General features: G+C 44.7%; 29 protein-coding genes, 1 tRNA gene and 1 pseudogene. All 31 read left to right on the top strand.

The window, feature by feature from the left end; genetic code table 11:
- The first annotated feature begins 105 nt into the window (after positions 1 to 105).
- The 31 genes and pseudogenes from H0G69_RS05925 to H0G69_RS05780 all read left to right on the top strand — a co-directional run bounded on the left by H0G69_RS05925 (position 106) and on the right by H0G69_RS05780 (position 21,578).
- Positions 106 to 285: a hypothetical protein gene (locus tag H0G69_RS05925; protein ID WP_180304406.1), complete on the top strand. Its 180-nt coding sequence runs from the start codon at positions 106 to 108 to the stop codon at positions 283 to 285.
- A 13-nt stretch (positions 286 to 298) separates the two neighbouring features.
- A complete protein-coding gene (locus H0G69_RS05920) occupies positions 299 to 586 on the top strand; it encodes a helix-turn-helix domain-containing protein (protein ID WP_180304405.1) in 288 nt (95 codons plus the stop codon).
- A 2-nt stretch (positions 587 to 588) separates the two neighbouring features.
- Entirely contained in the window at positions 589 to 897 is a 309-nt protein-coding gene (locus tag H0G69_RS05915; protein WP_180304404.1) for a helix-turn-helix domain-containing protein, read from the top strand.
- Between the two features lie 13 nt (positions 898 to 910).
- On the top strand, positions 911 to 1,279 hold the full coding sequence (locus H0G69_RS05910; protein ID WP_180304403.1) for a hypothetical protein: 369 nt from the start codon (positions 911 to 913) through the stop codon (positions 1,277 to 1,279).
- Positions 1,272 to 1,511 carry a hypothetical protein gene (locus H0G69_RS05905; protein ID WP_180304402.1) on the top strand — a complete coding sequence of 80 codons (240 nt, stop codon included), beginning with the start codon at positions 1,272 to 1,274 and terminating at the stop codon, positions 1,509 to 1,511. Before H0G69_RS05910 ends, H0G69_RS05905 begins: the two co-directional genes overlap by 8 nt.
- On the top strand, positions 1,501 to 1,671 hold the full coding sequence (locus tag H0G69_RS05900) for a hypothetical protein (RefSeq protein WP_180304401.1): 171 nt from the start codon (positions 1,501 to 1,503) through the stop codon (positions 1,669 to 1,671). The genes H0G69_RS05905 and H0G69_RS05900 overlap by 11 nt, the downstream gene beginning before the upstream one ends.
- An 88-nt stretch (positions 1,672 to 1,759) precedes the next feature.
- A complete protein-coding gene (locus H0G69_RS05895) occupies positions 1,760 to 2,299 on the top strand; it encodes a hypothetical protein (RefSeq protein WP_180304400.1) in 540 nt (179 codons plus the stop codon).
- 2 nt (positions 2,300 to 2,301) lie between these two features.
- The gene (locus tag H0G69_RS05890) at positions 2,302 to 2,793 is read left to right on the top strand and encodes an ArpU family phage packaging/lysis transcriptional regulator (RefSeq protein ID WP_180304399.1); all 492 of its coding nucleotides are present in this window, start codon (positions 2,302 to 2,304) and stop codon (positions 2,791 to 2,793) included.
- A 575-nt stretch (positions 2,794 to 3,368) separates the two neighbouring features.
- Positions 3,369 to 3,436: transfer RNA gene (locus tag H0G69_RS05885), tRNA-OTHER, on the top strand.
- A gap of 342 nt (positions 3,437 to 3,778) precedes the next feature.
- A complete protein-coding gene (locus H0G69_RS05880) occupies positions 3,779 to 4,276 on the top strand; it encodes a ParB N-terminal domain-containing protein (RefSeq protein ID WP_180304398.1) in 498 nt (165 codons plus the stop codon).
- The gene (locus H0G69_RS05875) at positions 4,273 to 5,169 is read left to right on the top strand and encodes a hypothetical protein (RefSeq protein ID WP_180304397.1); all 897 of its coding nucleotides are present in this window, start codon (positions 4,273 to 4,275) and stop codon (positions 5,167 to 5,169) included. Before H0G69_RS05880 ends, H0G69_RS05875 begins: the two co-directional genes overlap by 4 nt.
- A complete protein-coding gene (locus H0G69_RS05870) occupies positions 5,124 to 5,612 on the top strand; it encodes a QueT transporter family protein (protein WP_180304396.1) in 489 nt (162 codons plus the stop codon). The genes H0G69_RS05875 and H0G69_RS05870 overlap by 46 nt, the downstream gene beginning before the upstream one ends.
- 10 nt (positions 5,613 to 5,622) lie before the next feature.
- Complete coding sequence (locus H0G69_RS10940) at positions 5,623 to 5,796, top strand: hypothetical protein (RefSeq protein WP_240164321.1); 174 nt, start codon at positions 5,623 to 5,625, stop codon at positions 5,794 to 5,796.
- 35 nt (positions 5,797 to 5,831) lie between these two features.
- Positions 5,832 to 6,122: a hypothetical protein gene (locus H0G69_RS10935; protein ID WP_240164320.1), complete on the top strand. Its 291-nt coding sequence runs from the start codon at positions 5,832 to 5,834 to the stop codon at positions 6,120 to 6,122.
- A complete protein-coding gene (locus tag H0G69_RS05860; protein ID WP_180304395.1) occupies positions 6,085 to 7,314 on the top strand; it encodes a PBSX family phage terminase large subunit in 1,230 nt (409 codons plus the stop codon). Before H0G69_RS10935 ends, H0G69_RS05860 begins: the two co-directional genes overlap by 38 nt.
- A 50-nt stretch (positions 7,315 to 7,364) precedes the next feature.
- Complete coding sequence (locus H0G69_RS05855; protein ID WP_180304394.1) at positions 7,365 to 8,768, top strand: phage portal protein; 1,404 nt, start codon at positions 7,365 to 7,367, stop codon at positions 8,766 to 8,768.
- Entirely contained in the window at positions 8,758 to 9,777 is a 1,020-nt protein-coding gene (locus tag H0G69_RS05850) for a phage head morphogenesis protein (protein ID WP_338124759.1), read from the top strand. Before H0G69_RS05855 ends, H0G69_RS05850 begins: the two co-directional genes overlap by 11 nt.
- Positions 9,778 to 9,938: 161 nt before the next feature.
- The gene (locus H0G69_RS05845; protein WP_180304393.1) at positions 9,939 to 10,580 is read left to right on the top strand and encodes a DUF4355 domain-containing protein; all 642 of its coding nucleotides are present in this window, start codon (positions 9,939 to 9,941) and stop codon (positions 10,578 to 10,580) included.
- Between the two features lie 2 nt (positions 10,581 to 10,582).
- Positions 10,583 to 11,416 carry a N4-gp56 family major capsid protein gene (locus H0G69_RS05840; protein ID WP_180304392.1) on the top strand — a complete coding sequence of 278 codons (834 nt, stop codon included), beginning with the start codon at positions 10,583 to 10,585 and terminating at the stop codon, positions 11,414 to 11,416.
- A 13-nt stretch (positions 11,417 to 11,429) separates the two neighbouring features.
- Positions 11,430 to 11,789 carry a phage head-tail connector protein gene (locus H0G69_RS05835; protein ID WP_180304391.1) on the top strand — a complete coding sequence of 120 codons (360 nt, stop codon included), beginning with the start codon at positions 11,430 to 11,432 and terminating at the stop codon, positions 11,787 to 11,789.
- Complete coding sequence (locus H0G69_RS05830) at positions 11,790 to 12,098, top strand: hypothetical protein (RefSeq protein WP_180304390.1); 309 nt, start codon at positions 11,790 to 11,792, stop codon at positions 12,096 to 12,098. It begins immediately after the preceding gene.
- Complete coding sequence (locus H0G69_RS05825) at positions 12,091 to 12,462, top strand: HK97-gp10 family putative phage morphogenesis protein (RefSeq protein ID WP_240164319.1); 372 nt, start codon at positions 12,091 to 12,093, stop codon at positions 12,460 to 12,462. Before H0G69_RS05830 ends, H0G69_RS05825 begins: the two co-directional genes overlap by 8 nt.
- A 12-nt stretch (positions 12,463 to 12,474) precedes the next feature.
- Positions 12,475 to 12,867 carry a gp17 family tail completion protein gene (locus H0G69_RS05820; RefSeq protein ID WP_180304389.1) on the top strand — a complete coding sequence of 131 codons (393 nt, stop codon included), beginning with the start codon at positions 12,475 to 12,477 and terminating at the stop codon, positions 12,865 to 12,867.
- A 10-nt stretch (positions 12,868 to 12,877) separates the two neighbouring features.
- Positions 12,878 to 13,465, top strand: a complete 588-nt coding sequence (locus tag H0G69_RS05815; protein WP_180304388.1) for a phage tail protein — start codon at positions 12,878 to 12,880, stop codon at positions 13,463 to 13,465.
- A gap of 130 nt (positions 13,466 to 13,595) precedes the next feature.
- A complete protein-coding gene (locus H0G69_RS05810; protein WP_240164318.1) occupies positions 13,596 to 13,823 on the top strand; it encodes a tail assembly chaperone in 228 nt (75 codons plus the stop codon).
- Between the two features lie 41 nt (positions 13,824 to 13,864).
- Positions 13,865 to 14,257: a hypothetical protein gene (locus tag H0G69_RS05805; protein WP_180304387.1), complete on the top strand. Its 393-nt coding sequence runs from the start codon at positions 13,865 to 13,867 to the stop codon at positions 14,255 to 14,257.
- 1 nt (position 14,258) lies between these two features.
- Positions 14,259 to 16,976, top strand: coding sequence for a tape measure protein (locus H0G69_RS05800; RefSeq protein WP_180304386.1), 2,718 nt, complete (start codon positions 14,259 to 14,261; stop codon positions 16,974 to 16,976).
- Complete coding sequence (locus H0G69_RS05795; RefSeq protein WP_240164317.1) at positions 16,976 to 17,578, top strand: phage tail family protein; 603 nt, start codon at positions 16,976 to 16,978, stop codon at positions 17,576 to 17,578. Before H0G69_RS05800 ends, H0G69_RS05795 begins: the two co-directional genes overlap by 1 nt.
- A 157-nt stretch (positions 17,579 to 17,735) precedes the next feature.
- Positions 17,736 to 20,026, top strand: a pseudogene (locus H0G69_RS05790) (phage tail protein).
- The gene (locus H0G69_RS05785; RefSeq protein WP_006500007.1) at positions 20,026 to 20,202 is read left to right on the top strand and encodes a hypothetical protein; all 177 of its coding nucleotides are present in this window, start codon (positions 20,026 to 20,028) and stop codon (positions 20,200 to 20,202) included. The pseudogene H0G69_RS05790 and the gene H0G69_RS05785 overlap by 1 nt, the downstream one beginning before the upstream one ends.
- A gap of 14 nt (positions 20,203 to 20,216) precedes the next feature.
- Entirely contained in the window at positions 20,217 to 21,578 is a 1,362-nt protein-coding gene (locus H0G69_RS05780) for a BppU family phage baseplate upper protein (protein ID WP_180304385.1), read from the top strand.
- Positions 21,579 to 21,598 lie beyond the last annotated feature (20 nt).

The raw sequence follows: 21,598 nt of genomic DNA, 5'->3' as shown, positions 1-21,598 counted from the left end.
GTTGAAAGCATTCAAGCGCTGCTATCGTGCCAACGGGCCAGGTGTTTCTGGTCCACGTTGGCGAGCATATCGGACGGAGCGAGAAAAGGAAATGAGGCGTTGGCAATGAAACTGTTTTTAAACGTAGCAATTGTAGTTAGCTTTTTCGGATTAGTTGCAGCCGCTATCTGGTTGGTCTGGGATCAGGAAGGATTTTCTAATGCTGAGAAGGCCGTTATATCAGCTTTATTCGTATTCGTAGCCTTAATGCTGCTCGCTTTAGGCCTGTGTTTGTATAAGTTGTAAAGGAGCTGTGGCAATGAAGAACAAACTAGCTGTTTTGATGGCTGAACGAGGATTGAAGATTACTGATCTGTATAAAGATACCGGCATTTCAAAAACAACTTTAATGCAAATTGCTAACAATACGGGAAAAGGCATTCAGTACGAAACACTTGAAAAGCTGTTAGATTATTTTGATATTTCGCCAAATGATTTTTTTGGATACAAAAGCAAAGCAACGATTACTAGCTTTGAAAATTTAGGCCAACTATTCATTGATCTGGGTAAAAACTTTAATGAGTTAGCTAACAAAAGAAAGGGATAATCATGAACAGATTAAAAGTGCTGCGTAAAAAGCGTGGGTTGACGTTAAAGGAAATGTCGAAAGAGCTAAAAGAACGGGTAGGCCTTGATATTACGCCGGACGCGTTATCCAAATATGAACGCCAAGAACGAAAAATGAGAAATTATGAAGTAGTGGAAAAGATTGCATGCTTTTTCTGCGTTTCAATTGATTATTTATTAGGCAACGTAAGCAACATGTGTCGTGAAGAACTAGAAGAACCGGAAGAAGTCAAGCAGTTAACGGATTGGTACGATTTCAAGTATTGCCCATACTGTGGGCGGAAATTGTAAGAGAGGTTAAAACATGAGTACTAAACGAGCACGACAACACCAGTGGATTGTATTTAGGCGGAAAGCATCCCGACGTTTAAAGCGCCAACGTGGCATTTACCGCACGGAACCGCTCGGACTGTTGCAGTTTAAACCGGCTAGTTGGCAAGGTCATGAAACAATGCTGTACCGTCTGTCAGAAACCCATAACAACCGGTCGCAAAAGGCTCGCTGCATTAACATACGACGAGCACGAGCTGCTGAGTCAGCTTATGAATGGCGGAAACCCAAGCAGTATTCCGAAATTGCAGAGAATCTGTATAAAACCGGTCCAGTGTCAGTTGAGTTTAGCACAAACCCTGAGTTTGCAAGAAAACTGTGGGAGGCTTTAAAAGATGATTAACGATGTAGAACGAGCATTTCGTAATAACGAGCTGGTAACGCTGATTGACGGTTTTAGACTGTATCAAATCGTCGAGCTAAACAAGCTGAATAAAACCGTGCTGCTTGATGAAATGTACAACGACGAAGGAAACTATTACTCAAAGCATTTTCCAAAGATTCTCACTGGCTGGGAAAGCGTATATACGACTGGCAAGCATGTTATCGAAAGCGAGGGACATTATGAAGGTTGAGTTTTTCTGCGATTCCAACATCGCAATCTTACAAGACAAGATGAACGAATGGCTAACTAAGAACAAAGTAGCAGTAGTTGATATTAAGCTTGCACCAACCGCTTATGGCGTTCACGGCTCATACAACTACTACACGGCAATGGTGATCTACAATGCGTAATTGGAACGGGTTAGGCTTTGTCTTTGCTGCATGCTTAGTGTTCTGGGCATTAGTAGCAATAGCGGTTTTGAAAATGGTAGGTGGTTAAATGGTTGACATGAAAGAGTTCTGTTATCTCGAAAACTGGTATCGAACAACGTACCCCGATTTATATCTGGAGTATGATTTTCTGGACGATGATGGTTGCCCAGACGGCGAAACGGCAACAGCGAAGTATAAGAAGCTGCAAGCGATGATTAAGGAAATGCGGGCAAGCTATCACAAGCCAGGACAAAGCGTTGACAACTTTGCCATTGAAGCTGAAATTTACGAAAAGCAAAAGGAAGCGCTAGAACGAGGCGAAAACTGGCATTGGGTTATCGAGAACGTGCCGATTTCTAGAAGCAGCTACCTTTACCACGTTCGCAGGAACGGAGCATTGAAGGTTATGCACCAAAAGTTGCCGTCATTTAAAAGGCCTGGCGTGGAAATCACCATTAAAGATTTAAAGCTAGGTAAGGTCATGCACTATATCAGCATTCAAGCAGCAGAACGGGCGTTAGGCTTTAAAGCTCATGCGCTACACAACTATTTGAAACGCCGGCAAGAAAAGCCATATCTGGGTCGCTATGAAGTCGAAAGGGGTTAGGCATGTCAGTTAAACAAGCAGAATTATTTGACGAAATCGATGAGCAGGCAACCCGCCAAGCGGTGCGCGATTTCTTCTTCGATGATGGATTCAACAAGCGGACGTTTAGCCATATTCTACGCAAGGCGGGGTCAGGCGATATTAAAAGCCCGTCATTGTCTGCTGACGGCGGTTTCGGTGGTAGTAGTGGAAATCATAACGAAGATGCTTTTATCGCTCACACGGAGTACTCACGGGCATTAAAAGCGGTGTATGACGCAATCAACAATTGTTTGAGTGAAGAAAGCCGTGTTATTCTGAAAAACCGGTTCGTCAAGCGGGAACAAGTAGAAGACGTCAAAGAGCTGCTGCATATCAGTAGCAACAAGAGCTGGCATAAGTTGGAAAAGTTTGCATGCTATGAGTTTTCTGAAACAATAGAAACAGCGATTGCAAAGTACCAAGTTGAAGAGCTGTTCCCTACGTTTACAATCATGAAGAAAGCGACTGCTTAAAAAGTGGTATATAAGGTAGTACCAACTGGGGTACTAAAAGGGGATTAAACAAACCTTGAAAATGCGGTATATTGGTATTGTGCCAGAGATGGCATAGAACCTTTGTTCCGATGGTCTTTCAAATTTGTTGGAAATGAAATCCTTTCAAGACGATTGTTTAGATTAGTCATACTTTGATTTTCTAGGCTTGCATGCGCAAGAAAAAATATTCGCGATTGCAAAGCGACTTTATACCTACTAAGCAAGGAAACTTGCTTTTTCATACCGTATAAGATGGCAAATGATTACTTCCGTAAACCTTAAACCTAATCGCTCCAATATTGATCATTTGCGAGGCGGTGCGATTCCGCCTTACGGTGTTACTACTCGAAAGACACGACGAGTAGTTGGAAGGTCCCAGGTGGGCTTGCTGCTAACTTTGATTCGAACGATCCACCGGCGTTGGCAGCATGCAAAAAGTGGTGCGAGTCCACTACCTATCCTTTGCCAGAGATGGCATAATTTGAAACGGGTTGCATAATCCTTTGCATATAATCCTTCCGGCATGGTGTTCTTTATCAACGCCGGCGGGTTTGGTATCCTTAGCTCAATGGGCGAGCAGCCGCCTACGCGGAAGATGCGGGTTCGATTCCTGCGGGATACGTTGCCTACGGGCAAAAATAAAACTATTTTTCGTTGAGTTACACAAAATAGTTTTAGTGTGTACGTTGACAGTGGTCGTTGGCGTGCTGCTTACGCATCAGTTTCAATTGACGGGTTTCGGCCCGTCTTTTTTATTTAGTCGGAGAGCGAACGAATGTTTATTACAAAGAAATACGGGCTAGTCAGTAGCCGGTCTGAGTATATCATGTTGGCTTATGCTGACCGGATATGCAGAGCACGACACAAGGCCGAGAATGAACGACACGAGCCCGTTAAGACAAAGAATGATAAAAAGGTTAGGTATAGCATTAAACCGCCGAGAATGAAGTTGTGAGGTGTGATTATGGAACAAATTCGAGAAGTGCCAATCGACAGTGTTAAACCATACGAAAACAACCCACGTGATAACGATGGAGCAGTTGAAGCGACGGCAAACAGTATTAAAGAGTTCGGATGGCAACAACCGATTGTAGTTGATAAAGATATGGTTGTTATTGCTGGCCATACAAGATTGAAGGCAGCTAAACAGTTAGGACTAAAACATGTGCCGATTGTGGTAGCCGATTTATCTGAGGAACAAGCTAAAGCATACCGTTTGGCAGACAATAAAACGGGTGAACTGGCAGACTGGATTTTTTCTGATATGAATGCTGAATTGTCGGAAATCACCACTATTGACATGAGCACTTTAGGTTTTGATGAAACGGATATGTCCATCGCTGAATCATGGGACGACGATGGTTCACTTGACGATTATGTCGAACCGGAAAAAGAAACAGACGATACATTTGTCTGCCCAGAATGTGGTCATGAAGGGCCGAAGAAGGAATTCAAGAAATGAAAATCTTTTTATCAGCCCTTGAAGGTAGCGAAGTAGAGTATCTACTCGATCAGTTCATAGCAGAAGGCAAGCGAATTCCATTCGGACTTGTGTCGTACTATTACATTCAGAAAAGTAAGAAGGCATATAGTAATTTCAAAAAATGCCTACAAATTTGCGATTATGTATTAGTTGATAGTGGGGCGCACTCATTCCAAGAAGGGGCAAGAGTTCCTTGGAAAGAGTATACAGAAAGTTACGCAAAATTTATCAAAGAAAATGATCACCCTAAGATTCTCGGATTCTTTGAAATGGACGTTGACGCTGTTATAGGCTACGAGAAAGTTTTAGAGCTGAGAAAAATTCTTGAAAATGTTAGCGACAAAATTATTCCAGTGTGGCACAAAAACCGTGGCGTTTCAGAGTTTAAAAAGATGTGCCAAACCGCTAAAAGTGAAATCGTTGCAGTTACTGGATTCAGAAATGAAGATATTTCAGATAATCAGTATGCAGCATTCCTTAAATACGCCTGGAAGTGTGGTAAAAAAATCCATTGTCTAGGCATGACACGCAAGAAAGTTCTTGACAAGGTGCCGTTTGATTTAGTTGATAGCAGCAGTTGGAAGATGGCGGCTAGATACGGGCAAGTTAAACAATGGAGTAATCGCAAGCATTCGTTAGTTAATATTCCGAACACGAAAGGAAAATTTGCGACTAAACAGATATTCCGAGCTAATTTGATTGCTTACATTGAGCTGGTCAAATACTACAACGTTAAATGGCACAAGATAAACCATGATTTACATTTTAAATTCGGTGTTCGTGATATCCACCGGTTAATAAAACTACTGAAAGAGAGATTTAAAACATGGGTAATGGAAAACTTAAAGAAATCGCTAAAGGCGGAGTTTTAGCTGCGCTTTATGTGGCACTTACAATGCTAATTACTCCCTTGGCTTATGGCCCTTTTCAAATTCGCATTAGTGAAATGTTTAATCATATGATTGATTTTAACAAACGTTATATCTGGGCATTAACTTTAGGCTGCTTTATTAGCAATCTGCAAAGCCCATTAGGACCAATTGACATGATTGTAGGAACGCTTGGAACGCTTGTATCAGGACTTATGATTTACGCCATTAACAAGAACGTTCATTCAATTAAAATGAAATTGTTAGTTAGTACGTTGATACCGTCATTCATTGGCATGCTACCAGTTGCAGTGGAATTATATTATTTGCAACACGTTCCGTTCTGGGCAACGTATGCAAGCACGGTAGTTGGCGAACTTATTTCACTTTTAATTGGTGCTTTTCTTGTTTTAGCGTTGTCTAAGCGAATGGATTTGACTAAATAGAGGTGTGAAAATGGCAAGAGCGAGATATCCAGACTGGCTTACGCCGGAAAAATTATTGTTGATTCAAGGGTGGAAAAGAAATGGACTTACAGACGATCAAGTGGCTGGCAACATGGGCATTTCTCGGCGCACTCTCAATACATGGAAAACAGAGCATAAGCCCATTTTTCAAGCATTAAAATAGGCCGTGAGCAGGCTAACTTCGCAGTTGAAAATCAGTTGTTTAATAAGGCTATTAAAGGCAATACAACCGCGATGATCTTTTGGTTAAAGAACAATTGGCGTGATAAGTACAACGACAGCGCTTTGTCGCCTGAAGAACGCGAAATGACGAAGGCGCGTAAAGAGAACGTTATCCAAGATACCCGTATCAAGAAACTTAAGGCGGACGTTATGGAACGCCTGGGAGCTGAGAGCAACGAACAGCTTGATATGTTAATGGACAAGTTAATCAAAGAGGCGGACAAAGAACATGACGCTGAAGAACATACTGACAAGCAAACAGATTGAGGTGCTGCAATCCTATCTGCATGACGATTGGAAGTATCTTATCTTGTCTGGAGCAGTTCGGAGTGGCAAAACGTATATCGATAACTACTTGTTCATTCTTGAATTGCGAAGAGTTGCAAAACTTGCTGCGTCCCTTCATGACCCGAAACCCCAATTTATCCTTGCGGGCTTTAGTTCTAACACTATCTATAACAACGTCATTAGTTCGTTAAGCTCACAGTTTGGCATTGATCTAACACCGGACAAGCACGGACACTATCATTTGTTTGGCGTTGATATAGTGCCAGCTTATACGGGTAGCATACGGGGCATGAGTGGCATTCGTGGTATGACTAGCTATGGAGCCTACATCAATGAATGTAGTTTAGCAGTGCATGAAGTGTTTCAAGAAATTCTTGACCGTTGCTCAGTAGAAGGCGCACGGGTTATCTGCGACACAAACCCCGACAACCCACAGCATTTCTTGAAAACTGATTATATCGATAATCACGATCCGGAAGCGCGTATTAAAACGTTCTCGTTTGTGCTAGATGATAACCCCACTTTGTCGCGCGATTACGTCGATGCTTTAAAGGCTGCTATGCCTAGTGGGGTCTTTTATGATCGGCGTATTTTAGGCCAGTGGGTCAGTGGGGACGGTATTGTTTATCGTGATTTTGATAAGCGAACCATGATGATAGACAAGCAAGACTTACCGGACGATTTAAGCTACTATTGCGGTGTTGACTGGGGTTTTGAGCACGCCGGTGTTATCACGGTCTTTGGTGATGATAGGCAAGGCAACGTTTATCTTATTGAAGAGCACACGAAACAGTTTAAATTTATTGATTATTGGAAAAGTATTGCGAAGGATATTCAAGCTAAGTACGGCCGGAATATCCTTTTTTGGTGTGATTCGGCACGACCAGACAACGTTAGCGAGTTTCAGCAAGCTGGTATTCAAGCCCGCAATGCTAACAAGGCGAAAATGGCGGGTATTGAAAAGGTTAGCGAGTACATGAAACAAGGCAAGTTCTTTGTCGTTAAAGAAGGCGTTAACCAGTTTCTAGATGAAGTCTATCAGTACGTCTGGGACGACAAGACCGGCGAGCCTGTCAAAGAGAACGACCACGTGATGGATTCCATGCGTTATGCAGTATTTAACCAGCACCGCGACAATCAAGCACGGACGATTCGTTCAAGATATTTCTGATTTTACGCACACGATATGCGTTTAATGGCTAACGAAAAAGAGGTGAGAGAATGGCAATTCAAAAAACGATTAGCGAAAACTGTTATGTAACCAAAGAAGGCGTATATCTGTTCGCCGGTGAAGAGCTGGACACGACTAGCTTAATGCAGTTCATTAACGAAAACCGTCAACGGTCTACGAAGTATAACCATTACTACGATCTGTATAGCGGTAATCATGACATTCTGCGTAAGCCACATGATCGATCTTTTAGACCTGACAACCGTATCATTAGCAACTGGGCTAACTATGTCGTTGATACGTATGTAGGCTATTTCATCGGCAAGCCACCTAAGATTGCGTTAGATGATGATAGCACCAATGAACGACTGCAAGACTGGTTGAACGTCAACTCGTTTCAAGACAAGCTAAGCGAAGTTGCCAAGCAAGTTGCTATCTATGGCCGGTCGTACATGATGGCCTATCAGAACGAGAACAGCGAAACTGAAATTGCGGTTGCTGCGCCCGACAGTAGCTTTATGATCTATGACACGACGATTAAACGGAATCCCGTTGCATTCGTGCGGTATTCAAGCTACAACAACCAGTTGAGTGGTGAAGCTTATACCGACAAAGAAATTACTTATTTCGGCAACGATGGCAAGACAATGGAACAGATCAACCACTTATTCGGTTATGTTCCTGCTGCTGAATTTTATGCCAACGATGAGCGCCTTTCGCTGATTGGCAAGATTGATACGTTGGTTGAAGAGTACGATAGGGCAATCAGTCAGAAAGCTAACCAGGTCGCTTACTTTGATAATGCGTACCTTAAGATTCTGGGCATTCCTTTGCCAACGGATGAAGACGGCGAAACGGTTCTCAACTTGGAACAAGACCACGTGCTTTACTCGCCGAGCGCAGATGCTGCACAAGGTGAAGTCGATTTCATCACCAAACCTGATGGCGACAACATGCAAGAAAACCTGCTTAGTCGCTTGAAAGATGATATTTTTCAAACGGCAATGGTTGCCAACCTTAACGATGAAGCATTTAGCGGTAACGCAAGCGGGGTTGCGATTCGCTATAAGCTGTTATCAATGCAAAACCAGGCTGCGTTTGAAGACCGCAAGTTTGCCATTAGTCTGCGTCAACTGCTGGGCACTGCGTTAGGTCTGGGCAAGGCAATTGGCACGGTTAGCCGAGTTGACGTTATGAAAGACTTGCAAATCGTTCCAGCGCGTAACATTCCGCTTGACGTTGAGAACGAGGCACAAACTGCGTCTACGTTATCAGGTATCGTATCGAAGGAAACCCAGTTAAGCACGTTGTCAATCGTTGACGATCCGAAGAAGGAAATCGAACGTATGCGGGAAGAACAAGCCGAAGACGTGCGAAACAACTTGCAGGCGATGCCGTCCATGACTGATCAGCAAAAGCAAGACACCGAAAGCGATGATGTAAATGCCGAGTAGTTACTGGGAAGAGCGAGCCAAGCAAGAGAAAGCCTGGCAACTCAAACAGCTTGAAAATGATGCTGAGTTTGGTAAGTTACTTGAAACCTACTACAACCAAGCAATCGAAGACATTAACGACAGTATCGAAAAAGAGCTTAACCGAGTAGGGAAAGACCAAGTAACGCAAATGGACGTCAAAACGTACGAAACCAAAGCTAAATCAATCGTGGCTGAGGCGGAGAAAATGCGGGCTAATGGTCAAAAGGTAACGTATGCTGATTTTAGCGACCAGGTGAACCAGCGCTTGAAGGTCTACAACGCTACAATGCGAATCAACCGCCTTGAGCATTTAAAGTCCGAAGTTGGTCTTGATATGCTGCGAGCCAGTGTCAAAGTCGATTCTAGTCTGCGAGACAAATTAAGTGGCGATTATCAAAAAGAAGTCATTAGGCAAGCCGGTATCATGATGGACAGCGCGCAACGTTCACCTTGGACAGGAAAAGATGCTGCTAAAATCTTAATGGCGCAAACCAACGGGGCAACGTTTAGCCAACGTTTGTGGGCTGACCAAGACGCCCTTAAAGCCAAGCTAGACCAAGTTTTAAGTGTAGGCATGATACAGGGTCAAAACCCACGTAAAATGGCTACACGGCTACGTGAACAGGTCAAAACAGCGGTTGGCAATCAGAGATATGTAACCGAGCGATTAGCACGGACTGAGAGTGCGAGAATTCAAACGAACGTGCAGTTAGAATCGATTAAAAGCACGGCTATAACTATGTTCAATGGATTGCCGAACCGAAAGCGTGCCCTGCTTGTCGAGCAATTGCAAGTCGTGATAGTGGGTACGGCGAAGGTGTCTACAAAGTCGCTAAAGTGCCAAAGATTCCAGATTCTACCCACCCAAATTGTCGTTGCAGCATATCTGAAACGTGGGTTGATGGCAGAGATGATAACCTTGTCGGTGGCAAACGTTCAAAGGCGCTTGAAAAGGCTATTGGCGCAAAGAAAGTTTAGCTGCGGCTAGGCCTTTTTTACTTTCCAAATTAAAAACAAAATCGAGAGAACTCATGCATAGCAAGGGTTATCTTTTTTCATGCTTAAATTTTGGCCTTTTTGACTTGCTTGCAGGCCTTAAAGAACAAGTTCGGACTATATAGCCGACCGGGCTTAAAACGAGGTGTATTTATGAGTTTTGATGAACAACAACATGGGTTGCCTATGAACTTGCAATTTTTCGCTGAACAGGGCGAAGGTTCGAACAGTGCACCAAATACCGAATCAGGACAGCCAAACGAAGGCGAAGAAGAGCAAGGCGAACAACAGCCCAAGACTTTTACTCAAGACGAAGTTAACAAGATTGTTAGTCAACGTTTGGAACGTCAAAAGGAACAGCTTAAGGCCAAGGAAGACGAGGCCAAGAAGTTTTCGCGTATGAATGCCGAACAAAAGGCTAACTACGAATTGGAGAAAGCAAACAAGCGGGCTGAAGAAGCTGCTGCAAAGCTGGCACGCTATGAAATGCGCGACAGTGCCAAGCAAATGTTGGCAGACGGCGGTTTTAACAACGCCGACAACGGTCTGCTTGATCTGGTTGTAACTGAAACCGCCGAAAGCACTCAAGCAAACGTGAACGTGCTGCTGAATGCGATTGAGGCGATTCGAGAAGATGAACGAAACAAACTTTTAGCGGGGAAGACGCCTAAGGTAGGCGGGAATGAAATCAAACCGGTATCAGCTCAAAAGCTTCTAAAGATGAGCACGGCTGAACGAGTAAAATTCCAACGCGAAAACCCCGCTGAGTACGCACGTATTTTAGGAGGTAACTAACTATGGCAGATAACATGACTATGATTGCGGACCTGGTAAATCCAGAAGTCAATGCACCGATTGTCCAATACACGATGAAACATGCAATGCGGTTTACCCCACTTGCACAAGTCGATTCTACTTTGGTAGGCAACGCAGGCGACACGCTGAAGTTCCCTAAGTTCACCTACATTGGCGACGCTAAAAACATCGCCGAAGGTCAGCCAATCCCACTGGACAAGCTGGGCACTAAGACGGCTAGCGTTAAGGTACAAAAGGCTGCTAAGGGTACGCGAATCACTGATGAAGCTGTTTTGTCTGGCTATGGCGATGTAATGGGTGAAACTAACCGTCAACTTGGTATGAGCATTGCTGATTTTGTTGATACCCAACTGCTGACTGCTGCTAAGGGTGGCACGCAAAAGGTTACGATTACGCCAACGGTTGAAGGCTTGCAGACGGCCCTTGATATGTTCAACGATGAAGACGATTCTACGGTTGTAGCTGTTATGAGTCCAAAGACAGCATCTAAGCTGCGCATGGACGCAATCAACAAGAAGGCAGGTAGTGAGGCCGGTGCAAACCAAGTGATCAACGGCACTTACTACGATGTTCTGGGCGCTCAAATCGTACGGAGCAAGAAGATGGCTGATACGGATATGATTCTGATCAAGGCTAATGCAACGTCGCCAGCACTTAAGTTGGTTATGAAGCGCAATGTCGCTGTTGAAACTCAACGTGATATCGTTACTAAGTCAACGATTATGACGGCCGATGAACATTTTGCTGCTTATCTATATGACGACACGAAGGTAGTTGTCGCAACGGTTCAAGATGCAACTGGCGTTGGCAAGTAAAGGGTGATCTATCATGGCAAGTCTTGACGATCTGAAAACAATGCTAGGGCTTGCGACTGATGACACAAGCCAAGATTCTGTTTTGGCGCTGATTCTTAAAAACACTGACTTACAACTGCGGTTTAAGTTAGCCTTAGACACTGGCAAGGAAGTGCCTGATGAATTATCCTACATTCCGATTGAAGTTGCTGTACGGCGCTATAATCGCCTAAAAAACGAAGGTATGACGTCATACAGTCAAGAAGGCGAAAGCATTACGTTTAACAGTAACGATTTTGATGATTTTCAGGCTGATATCGACGACTGGCGCAAACGTCATAGTCATGGCATACTAACTACGGTTGACCCGTTCTATCGAAAGCGGGGCGATTAAATGCGTTTTGACCACATTATTAAGTTCTATGATAAGTCGGAACGGCACTATGACCCGAAAATGCACGGCTATGTAGGCGGTGAAAAGCTAGTTTCAACCCTGCATGGCAATATAACTGACGTTGGCACGGTTAAGTCGGTGCAATTGTTCGGCGACTATAAACAGAACAGTCTAGTGATACGGCTTTATGCTGCACCGCCTAAGTGGTCCTATCTGACCATTGACGATGGAACACAGAAGTATGTATTGCAGACAATGCGAAAACCGTTAAAATTGTTTACTTTGATTGTAGGTGAAAGCAATGGCTAAAGTAACGTTCCAACTTAAGGGCGCTAGAGAGTTGCAACAAGCAATTGCCAAGCGACCCATGATGATGGCGACACAAACGAAAACGATTGTAGCCAAACATGGTGCACTTCTTAAGACAAAAACGGTACAAAACATGGCTGCTGCGTATACAGCAGGCTATTCAACCGGTGAAGCTGGTATTAGGGGGACAGTTGACACTGTATTCTCGAATGCTGGTATGACTGCGACGGTTGCGCCGCATAAAGAGTATTTTCCTTACTTGGAATTTGGCACTCGGTTCATGTCGGCACGGCCTACACTTAATCCGGCATTTGCATATCAAAGCGTTCAGTTTGTTAACGATTTAAAGAAAATGATGAAGTAAGGAGGCGATGGCATGATACCTGAACAGGAACTATTCGACACGGTATTTTCCAAAGCACAAGAGCTAGGCTATACCGTGTATGATCATTTGCCGTTGGAGAGCGAGAATGCGCCATACCCGTTTGTTAACGTTGGCGATGTAAATTCCACCATTAGTCCGTATAAGGACGCCTACGGGGCTAGAATCGATATCACGCTTAACGTGTGGGACACTGGAGAGAATCGCTACAACGTGGCAAAGATGATGAACGCCTTGTCTGCAATTGGACAGGGCGTTTTACTTTCAGAAAATTTCCGGTTCGTTGGTCGGCCGTCGCTTAACAGCAATCAAATAATCACTGATACAAGCGTGCAGGATACCGTGTTAATACATGGCATTGTGTCGCTTGTTTTTCAATTGAGTTAGGAGTGAGAGAATGGCAAATACTGATTTAGAGCAAATCCAAGGCGTTAACGTCGTTGTCTATGCCCGCAAATTGTCAGAGGCTGCTAAAGTAGCCGGTCAGCTTATCCCGTATCAAACGAGCTTGAGCATTGACCCACAGCGTGATTCTGACAAAAAGAAAACTAAGTCTGGCACGGTAACTACGACGTCGAGCTTGGAAACTGATTTCAAATTTGAGTTCGTGAACAACTGGTCCAAGATTGCCGACCAGCTGCTTGATTCCATTTTTGACAACGAAGAAATGGAATTTTGGGCAGTTAACCGGCAACGTAAGAATTCGGACGGTCAATACTATGCCCTGTATCTGCGCGGTAAGGTTACCGAAGACAGCAACGACAACGACCCGGACGATGTTTCTAGCCGTGAAACGACTATCACGGTTGACTATGGCCCAGTTCGTGGTTGGGTAACGCTGAGCGAAGAGCAAGAAGCCGAATTGGCTTACATTTTCCGCGGTGTTGGCGCAATTGAAGGTTCGCCAAAGAACGATGGCACTGACGGCGCCGGTAAGGCTTGGAGCAAAGACACTGACGCCGGACAAGGCGTTGGCAACAACTAGGAGGGCTTTTAATGCAAATTAAAGTTAACGGCAAGGACGTCAACCTTAATTTTGGCGTTCGTTTCATTCGTGAACTTGACCAAAAGCCGGTTTAACGCTGACTGTACAAGGCATTAAGCAGAATTTCGGCATGGCGCTGACTAAGGTTATCCCTGCGCTGCAAAGCTATGATGTCGCTGTTTTGGCCGACTTGCTTTACTGCGCTGCATGGGACAATCAAAAGCGACCATCTTTGAGTGATATTGACGCTTACCTTGACGACACGAACACTGACATTGACAAGCTGTTTGATGATGTTCAACGTGAACTCAAGTCAAGTAATGCTGCACGCACTGCAACAAAAAATCTGAAAGCCTAGATAGTCAAGAGAACGACCAGACAAGCGAAGAAACATATCGCATGATCTTGGTCAACTGCCTGGCATATCTAGGCTTTAATGATCTAAAACAGGCAGAGCGTATCACGTTGGCTGAGTATCAACTACGGCTTGAAGCGTACGAACTGCGAGCGATTCGCAAGCGTGAAGACCAGGCATATCAAGCGTGGTACAACTATGCCGTTCAGGCAACCACTGGCGGTAAAAATCCAAAATGGAAATACGCGTCTGTTCAAAAGTTCCTTAAAGATGTCGGTATAACCAAGTCATTATCGGCGATTAACGCCCAGTATGGACGTTCTAACGACAATAACAAGGAAAACACCACGAAACTGTTTCAACAGCGCTACAAGGAATTCAGAGAGCTTAAAAAGCGCGGTCTGATTGATATGCAAGCATGGAAAGGTGGCGGTTAGAATGGCACAAGAAATGAGTATCGAGGCGATTCTTTCCGCCGTCGATCAAAATTTCACCAAAACGATGGAATCGGCTGTTGATAGCCTTAGCAAAGTCGTTAGTCAAAGTAACCAAACGGCAAGCGCTACAACATCTGCAACCAGTTCTGTTAAAAATCTTGCAACTTCGTTAGGGCTTGTTGCGGTTGCAAGCAAAGCATTTAACGTTGTTAAAGATTCAATCGGTGGGGCAATTGATCGTTTCGATACGCTTAACAAGTATCCAGTCGTCATGGACGCGTTAGGATATTCGGCACGAGATGTTGCCAAATCAAGCAAGTTAATGCAAAAAGGCATTGATGGATTGCCAACGTCATTGCAAGATATCACTTCGGTTGCCCAGCAGTTAGCACCGTTGACGGGTAGCGCAACAAAGGCTAGCAAGTCAGCGTTAGCCCTTAACAACGCCTTTCTGGCGAGCGGAGCAAGCGTTGCTGATACCAGCCGAGGTCTGCAACAGTACACTCAAATGCTGTCAACCGGTAAAGTCGACATGATGAGTTACAGGACGTTAATGGAAACTATGCCTATCGCGCTGCGTAAAGTCGCAAATGCGTTTGGTTTCACTGGCAAATCTGCCGAACAGGATCTTTTTAACGCGTTGCAAAGCGGGAAAATTTCAGTTGACCAGTTGAACGATAAATTTATCGAACTTAACAAGGGTCAGAATGGTTTTGCGCAACTTGCGAAGAAAAACAGTGCCGGGATTGCAACCAGTTTTGCAAACTTGAAAGCTAGTGTCGTGAAGAACCTTGGAAACATGCTAACTGCCATTAACAATGGTTTTAGCAAAGCTGGTTTTGGTTCTATCGCGCAAGTGCTTGATAACATGAAAGTTGGTATTAACGGAGCTTTTACCGCTATAACGCCAATTGTTACGCAAGCAACCACCGTTATTTTGAACTCATTGAAATCAATGTTTGATTTCATCAACGCTAACAAGGATTGGCTTACACCACTAGTTATCGGAATTGGTGCATTTGTTGGACAAATGATTTTATTGAAGAAGACTGTATCATTCGTTAATAGTGCAAAGACTGCTATTGCAGAATTCCAAGCGATTATGAATACCATGTCGTTTGATAATGTCTTTAAATCTTTTGGTGGGTTAAAGATGGTTGCGATTGCAGCTATTATTGCAATTGTTGCTGCATTAGTCTATTTCTTCACTCAAACTGAAAAAGGACGCCAAATGTGGCAATCTTTTGTTTCGTGGCTATCAAATGCATGGCAAACACTATCGACAATCGCTACATCTGTTTGGGGGAAAATTAGTGATGTTGTTAGCGTTGCTTGTAACACGGTAAAAAATGTATTGGGTGGTGTTAGCCAAACTATTCAAGGCTTTATAACCAAAATGGGCGGCATTGGCGGTATTGCTTCCATGATTGTTAGCACCTTAACCAAAATAGGATTAGCTGCATTAGGGATTTCTGGCCCTTGGGGGCTTGCTGCGGGGGCTGTCATTAGTTTTGTAACAGCTTGGCTGCAAACTGGACAACTAAATGCCGATGGTATTACTCAAGTTTTCGATCAGTTAAGCAATACTATCACGAACGTAACTAACGCTATTGTCGCAAACATTCCGCTGATTGTCGGAATGATAACTAATGTCATTGTAGGTATTGCTAACAGTATTTCTGAGAACCTTCCACAAATCATTGCGATTGGTACACAAATCATCACGTCGTTGACCACAGCGATTACAGCTGCGTTGCCACTACTGATAGTTGCGGGCGTACAGATTCTGATTGCGCTTATCAATACCATAGTTGCAAGTTTGCCAATGATCATTACGGCTGGTCTGCAAATTATCATGGCACTTGCTAACGCCATTGTTACCGTATTGCCAATGCTTATTACGGCCGGCGTGCAAATTATCATGGCACTTGCTAACGCCATTATTAGCAATTTGCCACAAATTATTGAAGCTGGGGTAGAGATTCTTACAGCGTTAATTAATGGTATTGCACAAGTGCTGCCATTGCTTGTGGTTAGTGCGTTACGAATTATCGTTGTATTAGCAGAAGCCATCATTAGCAACTTACCGCAGATTATAGCAGCAGGGGTACAAATTATAGCTGCTTTGATAAAAGGCATTCTGCAAATGATTGGCAGCTTAGGCAGCGCAATGGCACAGGTTGGACGCGAGATCATTAATTCGGTTGCTCACATTGATTTATCGGCTAACGGTAAGGCAATCATGAACAGTTTGCTTGGCGGTCTTAAATCGGCTTGGGAAAGTGTTAAGTCATTTGTCGGTGGCATTGGCAAGTGGATTAAAGCCCACAAAGGGCCTATCAGTGTTGACCGGCGTTTGCTGATTCCGGCCGGGCATGCAATCATGAACGGTCTGGGCAACGGGTTAGTCGATGGCTTTAGCGATGTTCAGAAGTCTGTTCTGGCAATGAATAAGCAAATCGCCGACGCAATGCAGCCTGATGTATCTGGTTTCGCCAACCGTTTGAACGGCATGGCGAGCGATGTACAATCGCGATTCGCCGGTTCGTTGACCATGCAAGACAGCACTTTGCAAATGCAGAATAACGCACTGCTGCGACAGATTGCAGGCAAAGATACAACGATGATTCTTGATTCCGGTGTGCTTGTTGGTGCAACGGCTGGCAGTTATGATCAACGTTTAGGACAGCGAACGGCATTAAAGGATAGGTGGAGTTAATGGAGTATATATTCAGCGATTTACCGCCAACCGAAGTTGACGTTGACACATTGCCAAACGTTGAAGGCTTTGCTTTTGCTGATTTCGATAGCATTAAATCCGGTTGGTGGTTGACCGAACGGACGGCACCGACACCGGAAGAACAAGAAATCACCGAAAGTGTTCCGTATCGTCAAGGTAGCTACGATTTCTCGATGATTGATAACGAACGTTTCTTCAACAACCGAGAAATCACCTACAAGCTGTTATATGTCGGCGAAGAGTATCACAACCGCAAAGGTTTTGAACAAGAGCTGAAACGGCAACTAATGCCCCACAACTGGGGCAAGTTGGTTGATACTCACGAACCGGTTTACTACTGGTGGGCCAAGTGCAAGAGCGTTGAAGTTGACGATAGCAGCGACAATGAAACGCTTGAAGCGTCAATAGTGTTTACGGCTTATCCTTATGCTTACACTAACCACAATGAAGGTGCTGATTACTGGGACGATGTTTTCTTCCCGCACTGGATATGGCAACAAGTTAAGTTCAGCGTCAACGGCAGTCAGGACGTCAATGTTAAAACATTGGCTCACGGCCGGTTTTATCGTCTTTCGTGGTAACAGGTAACGTCAAGGCAAAAGGAAGTTTCGGCGAAGTATCGCTTAATGACGGCAACTACAAGCAAACGCAAGTGGTGCTTGACATTGGCGATAACAAAATTAATTTGTCTGGCAACGGCACGATTGAGTTTGTCTTTAAACGTGAGGAGATGGTTTAATGTATCGAATTATCGGATATAACGAACCTACCGACAAAAACGGCTTTATCGTGCTTGACCAACGCGTTAATCGTACGGTCAGCGAAGGCAAGTTGACGATCAAAGAAACTGATATTGATGATCTGGAGTTAACAGTTAACCGCGATAACTTGTTGTTTGATAACGTTCGACCGATGCACACGCACGTTGAAGTCTACGATGACGATAAACTGCTGTTTCGTGGCCGGGCAATCAAGCCGAAAAAGGAAATGCAATCAAGCGGGCGGTTTATCAGAACTTACACGTTTGAAGATATTGAAGCTTATTTGCTTGATAGTGTTCAACGATTCTATGAAGCGGTGGGGCTAACCCCGAAAGAGTTTCTGCAATCGCTGCTTGATGTTCACAACAGCCAAGTGCCACAGTATAAGCAATTCAAGCTGCGTAACTGTAACGTTACCAACAACAAAGATGATGCTTATCGGCAAATCGACTACCCGAAAACACGGGACGCAATCAAAGATAAGCTGATTAACGAGCTAGGCGGGTATCTGGTAACTGAGTACAAGCCGGACGGCCCGAACATGCTTGACTATGTAACTGATATTGGCAACGATCATAAAAACGACACGCCGATTCAGTTAGCCATTAATATGAAGTCAGCGAGCCTTACGATTGACCCTACAAAAGTCATTACCCGTGTGGTTCCGCTTGGCAAACAGTTAGAACCTCAAAAAGTCGAGGTTGACGGCGAAAACTCAACAATAGCGACTGGCGGTGGGGCTACAACCGCTATTAATGGCGATTGGACAGAAGCCATTAAGCATGCTGCAAAGATGATGAATATTAACCTTGATCAGAACGGGTTGAACGCTGTTTTAAGGCGTATCAACCAGGAATCCGGTGGGAGCGAAACGGTAACGAACAACTGGGACAGCAACGCACGAGCTGGCCACCCGTCAACAGGGCTGTTGCAGTATATTCAACCAACGTTCGACACGTGGAAGGTGCAAGGCTATGAAGATATTCACAAGGGCTTTCATCAGCTTTTGGCGTTGTTCAACGATTCTAACTGGTTGGCTGATATTTCACACGCCGGCGGTTGGGGTCCAACTGGTACACGGCGGGTTAATGGCCCAGTTGCTGATACCACGACCGAAACACTCACAAACGGTTGGGGCTGGCCGTTCCTAGTGTCGGCGAAGGCAGTTTTAGCCAAGCACAACGATTCGGCTATGATGGCGGTTATCGTACTAACAGTTTTCATGATGGCTTGGATTTCGGTTCGGTTGACCACCCGGGTAGCGAAGTTCACGCCATTCACGGTGGCACGGTAGTTTTCAAAGGCTACATGGGTGGGCTTGGCAATTACGTTGTAACGCATAGTACAGACGGTTTTAACATCGTCTATCAAGAGGCGTTCAGCAGTGCCAGTCAAATTCGCGTCAACATTGGCGACAAGGTCAAAACCGGCGATGTTATCGGTTGGCGAAACACCGACCATTTGCACGTTGGGGTTACCAAAGCCGATTTCTATGATGCGGTCAAGAAGTCGTTTACCAATGACGGCACGTGGCTAGACCCGCAAGCGTTGATCAAAAACGGTGGTGATGGTTCACAGTCCGAAGACGAAAGCAAGAAAGAAGAGGTCAGCAACTCAAACGCTGCTAGGCCAAAGCTAACGATTACTAGTGTCAACGAAGGGCGAGATTATATTGATATACCAGAATTGCAAAAAGAGTTCGGCATTATCAACGGCACAATCGAGTTCAACGAAGTAACCGACGCTAACGACTTGATGAACCAAGCGAAAGCATGGATTGACGCACAACGAGTGCCAGAAAGCTGGGAAGTTAGCGCGGTTGAGTTGAACTTGCCTAACTTTGATCATTTCAAAGTTTCCGACCGGTATATGTTTGTCAATCCGTATGTAGCACAAACGCAACTGCTGCGAGTGGTGCAGAAAGAAGTTGACCTGTTGCAACCGCACAAGTCAACGCTGACTATCGGCGACAAATCGTTAGGGCTGACCGATTATCAGTTGGAAACGAGCCGTCAAGCGCAAGACTTTGAGCGGGTTAAGGTTATCGTTAGCCATGTAGCTGAGGTTCAAGCGAGTGGCCAGGCTCACACGTCAAGCACGACTACGATTATTCAAAACGATGCAAGCAGCGAAGACGTAACTCAACTTAAATTTGATATGCGACAGCTACAATCGATCATTAACGATAAGATACCGGCGGGCTATGTATCGCAAGCTGACTTTAACAAACTGAAAGCCGAAGTTGATAAGCTGAAAGGGGCAAGCTAATGGCAACCACTGATGATATGAAAAGCATTGCTGAAACGATTCGTAAGGCCCAGTATGGCAAAGACGTTCGGGAAGCTATCGCAAAGGGCTTTGAGCTGTTAGCTGCAAAGCAGGATAAAGTCGATGGCTTTTTGGATTCATACGGGCTTGATGAAGACACTTTGAATGAACGATGAAAGAAGGTGAATGAATGGCATTACGAGAAAAGGCACGGCTAACGCTTGATCTAACCCGCTATCAAGACCAAATCCTTGATATTAGCGGTTATTTCAAAGGCCGTGTAGGCGATACTGACGACTACTTGCCGGTATATATCACTAGCAATAGCCTTCCCGTTGATATGCGGGGTTGGCAATACGAATATGGCGGTGTTGACAGTCAAGGGTACGTGCACAAGCATATCTACCCAGTAGAAGCTAATGATCGCAACGATCAAATCGCTTTGGGACGGGTAACGCTGCACTTTGATGAGCGCACTTTCAACGTGCCTGGACACTGGCAACAGTTCTTTGTTCGTTTCATAGGCCGAGATGGTCAGACGGTATCAACCGTTGACATGGACTTTGATGTTATCGACGACCAGTTTTTCGCTCACGTTGGCAATGCTGGCCGAGATTATATCGAAGAGTTTGAACAAATCCTTAAGCAAGTAACCGATGAAGGGAACACGATTAAGGGCAAGCTTGATCAGGCCGGCGAAACGTACAGTCAGGAATTTAACGATTGGCTGACCAAGTACAAGCAGTCATTAAGCGACGCAATGGCAGCAGTGAACGATCCTAAGGACGGTTTGTTCGCACGGTATAACTCACTGCTGCTCATGACGCAACAAATCCAGGAAACGCTGAAACAAGCCCAGTTCCACGACCGAGCATGGCAATTCAGCGATGTTCCGACCATGCAAAGTTATGCTGCGTTAGCTGCGAACGACCTTGCAATAACAAAAGGTTGGGACAACTACGATGACGGGCATGGCGCTGTTTGGCAAATCCGCGTTAAACACAAGGACGAAACCCCAGACGGTACTAACGTCATTGAGTTAGCTAACGGCATGGTTGCTGAGCGTAACGCAAGCATGGTTACGGCTGATAGCCTGGAAGACCTGCTTTACGGCTACGAAATCACAATCGTACACAATCAAGCTGACTATCCAGAGCCAAAAGTCATGTATTACGAATATGCAATTGGCACTGAACCTAACGGGCTAGGGAGTGGTCCAAGTGGGTTTGGTCAAACTAACACAAAGCTAGTCCCTTGCATGGCTACGTATCCAGACGCTAACACGATTAAAGTTCGGTTACCGCGTAATTTCTATTTAGATGATGCGCCGAACTTTGAATCGAGCGCCGGTGCATGGTATGTTCGCGACGGCTACAAGACAATTAAAGTCAGTCTGGGTAACGTTAACGCGCAACTGGCACTGACTGGTGAAGGAAAAGGCAAGAGCGCACTTGCAGGCGGTTCGGGCTATTTCAGCAAGCCTACAAGCCCAAGTGATCTGCGAGCTATCTATATTGATGAACACACGCAACGGCTAGAATGGCGCAACTAAACTAAGGGGGTATAGTTAAG

The sequence above is a fragment of the Limosilactobacillus mucosae genome (assembly GCF_013423865.1).
GTDB classification, from domain to species: domain Bacteria; phylum Bacillota; class Bacilli; order Lactobacillales; family Lactobacillaceae; genus Limosilactobacillus; species Limosilactobacillus mucosae.
The sequence above is the reverse complement of the archived record's forward strand: the minus strand, read 5'-3'. Positions and strand labels throughout refer to the sequence as shown.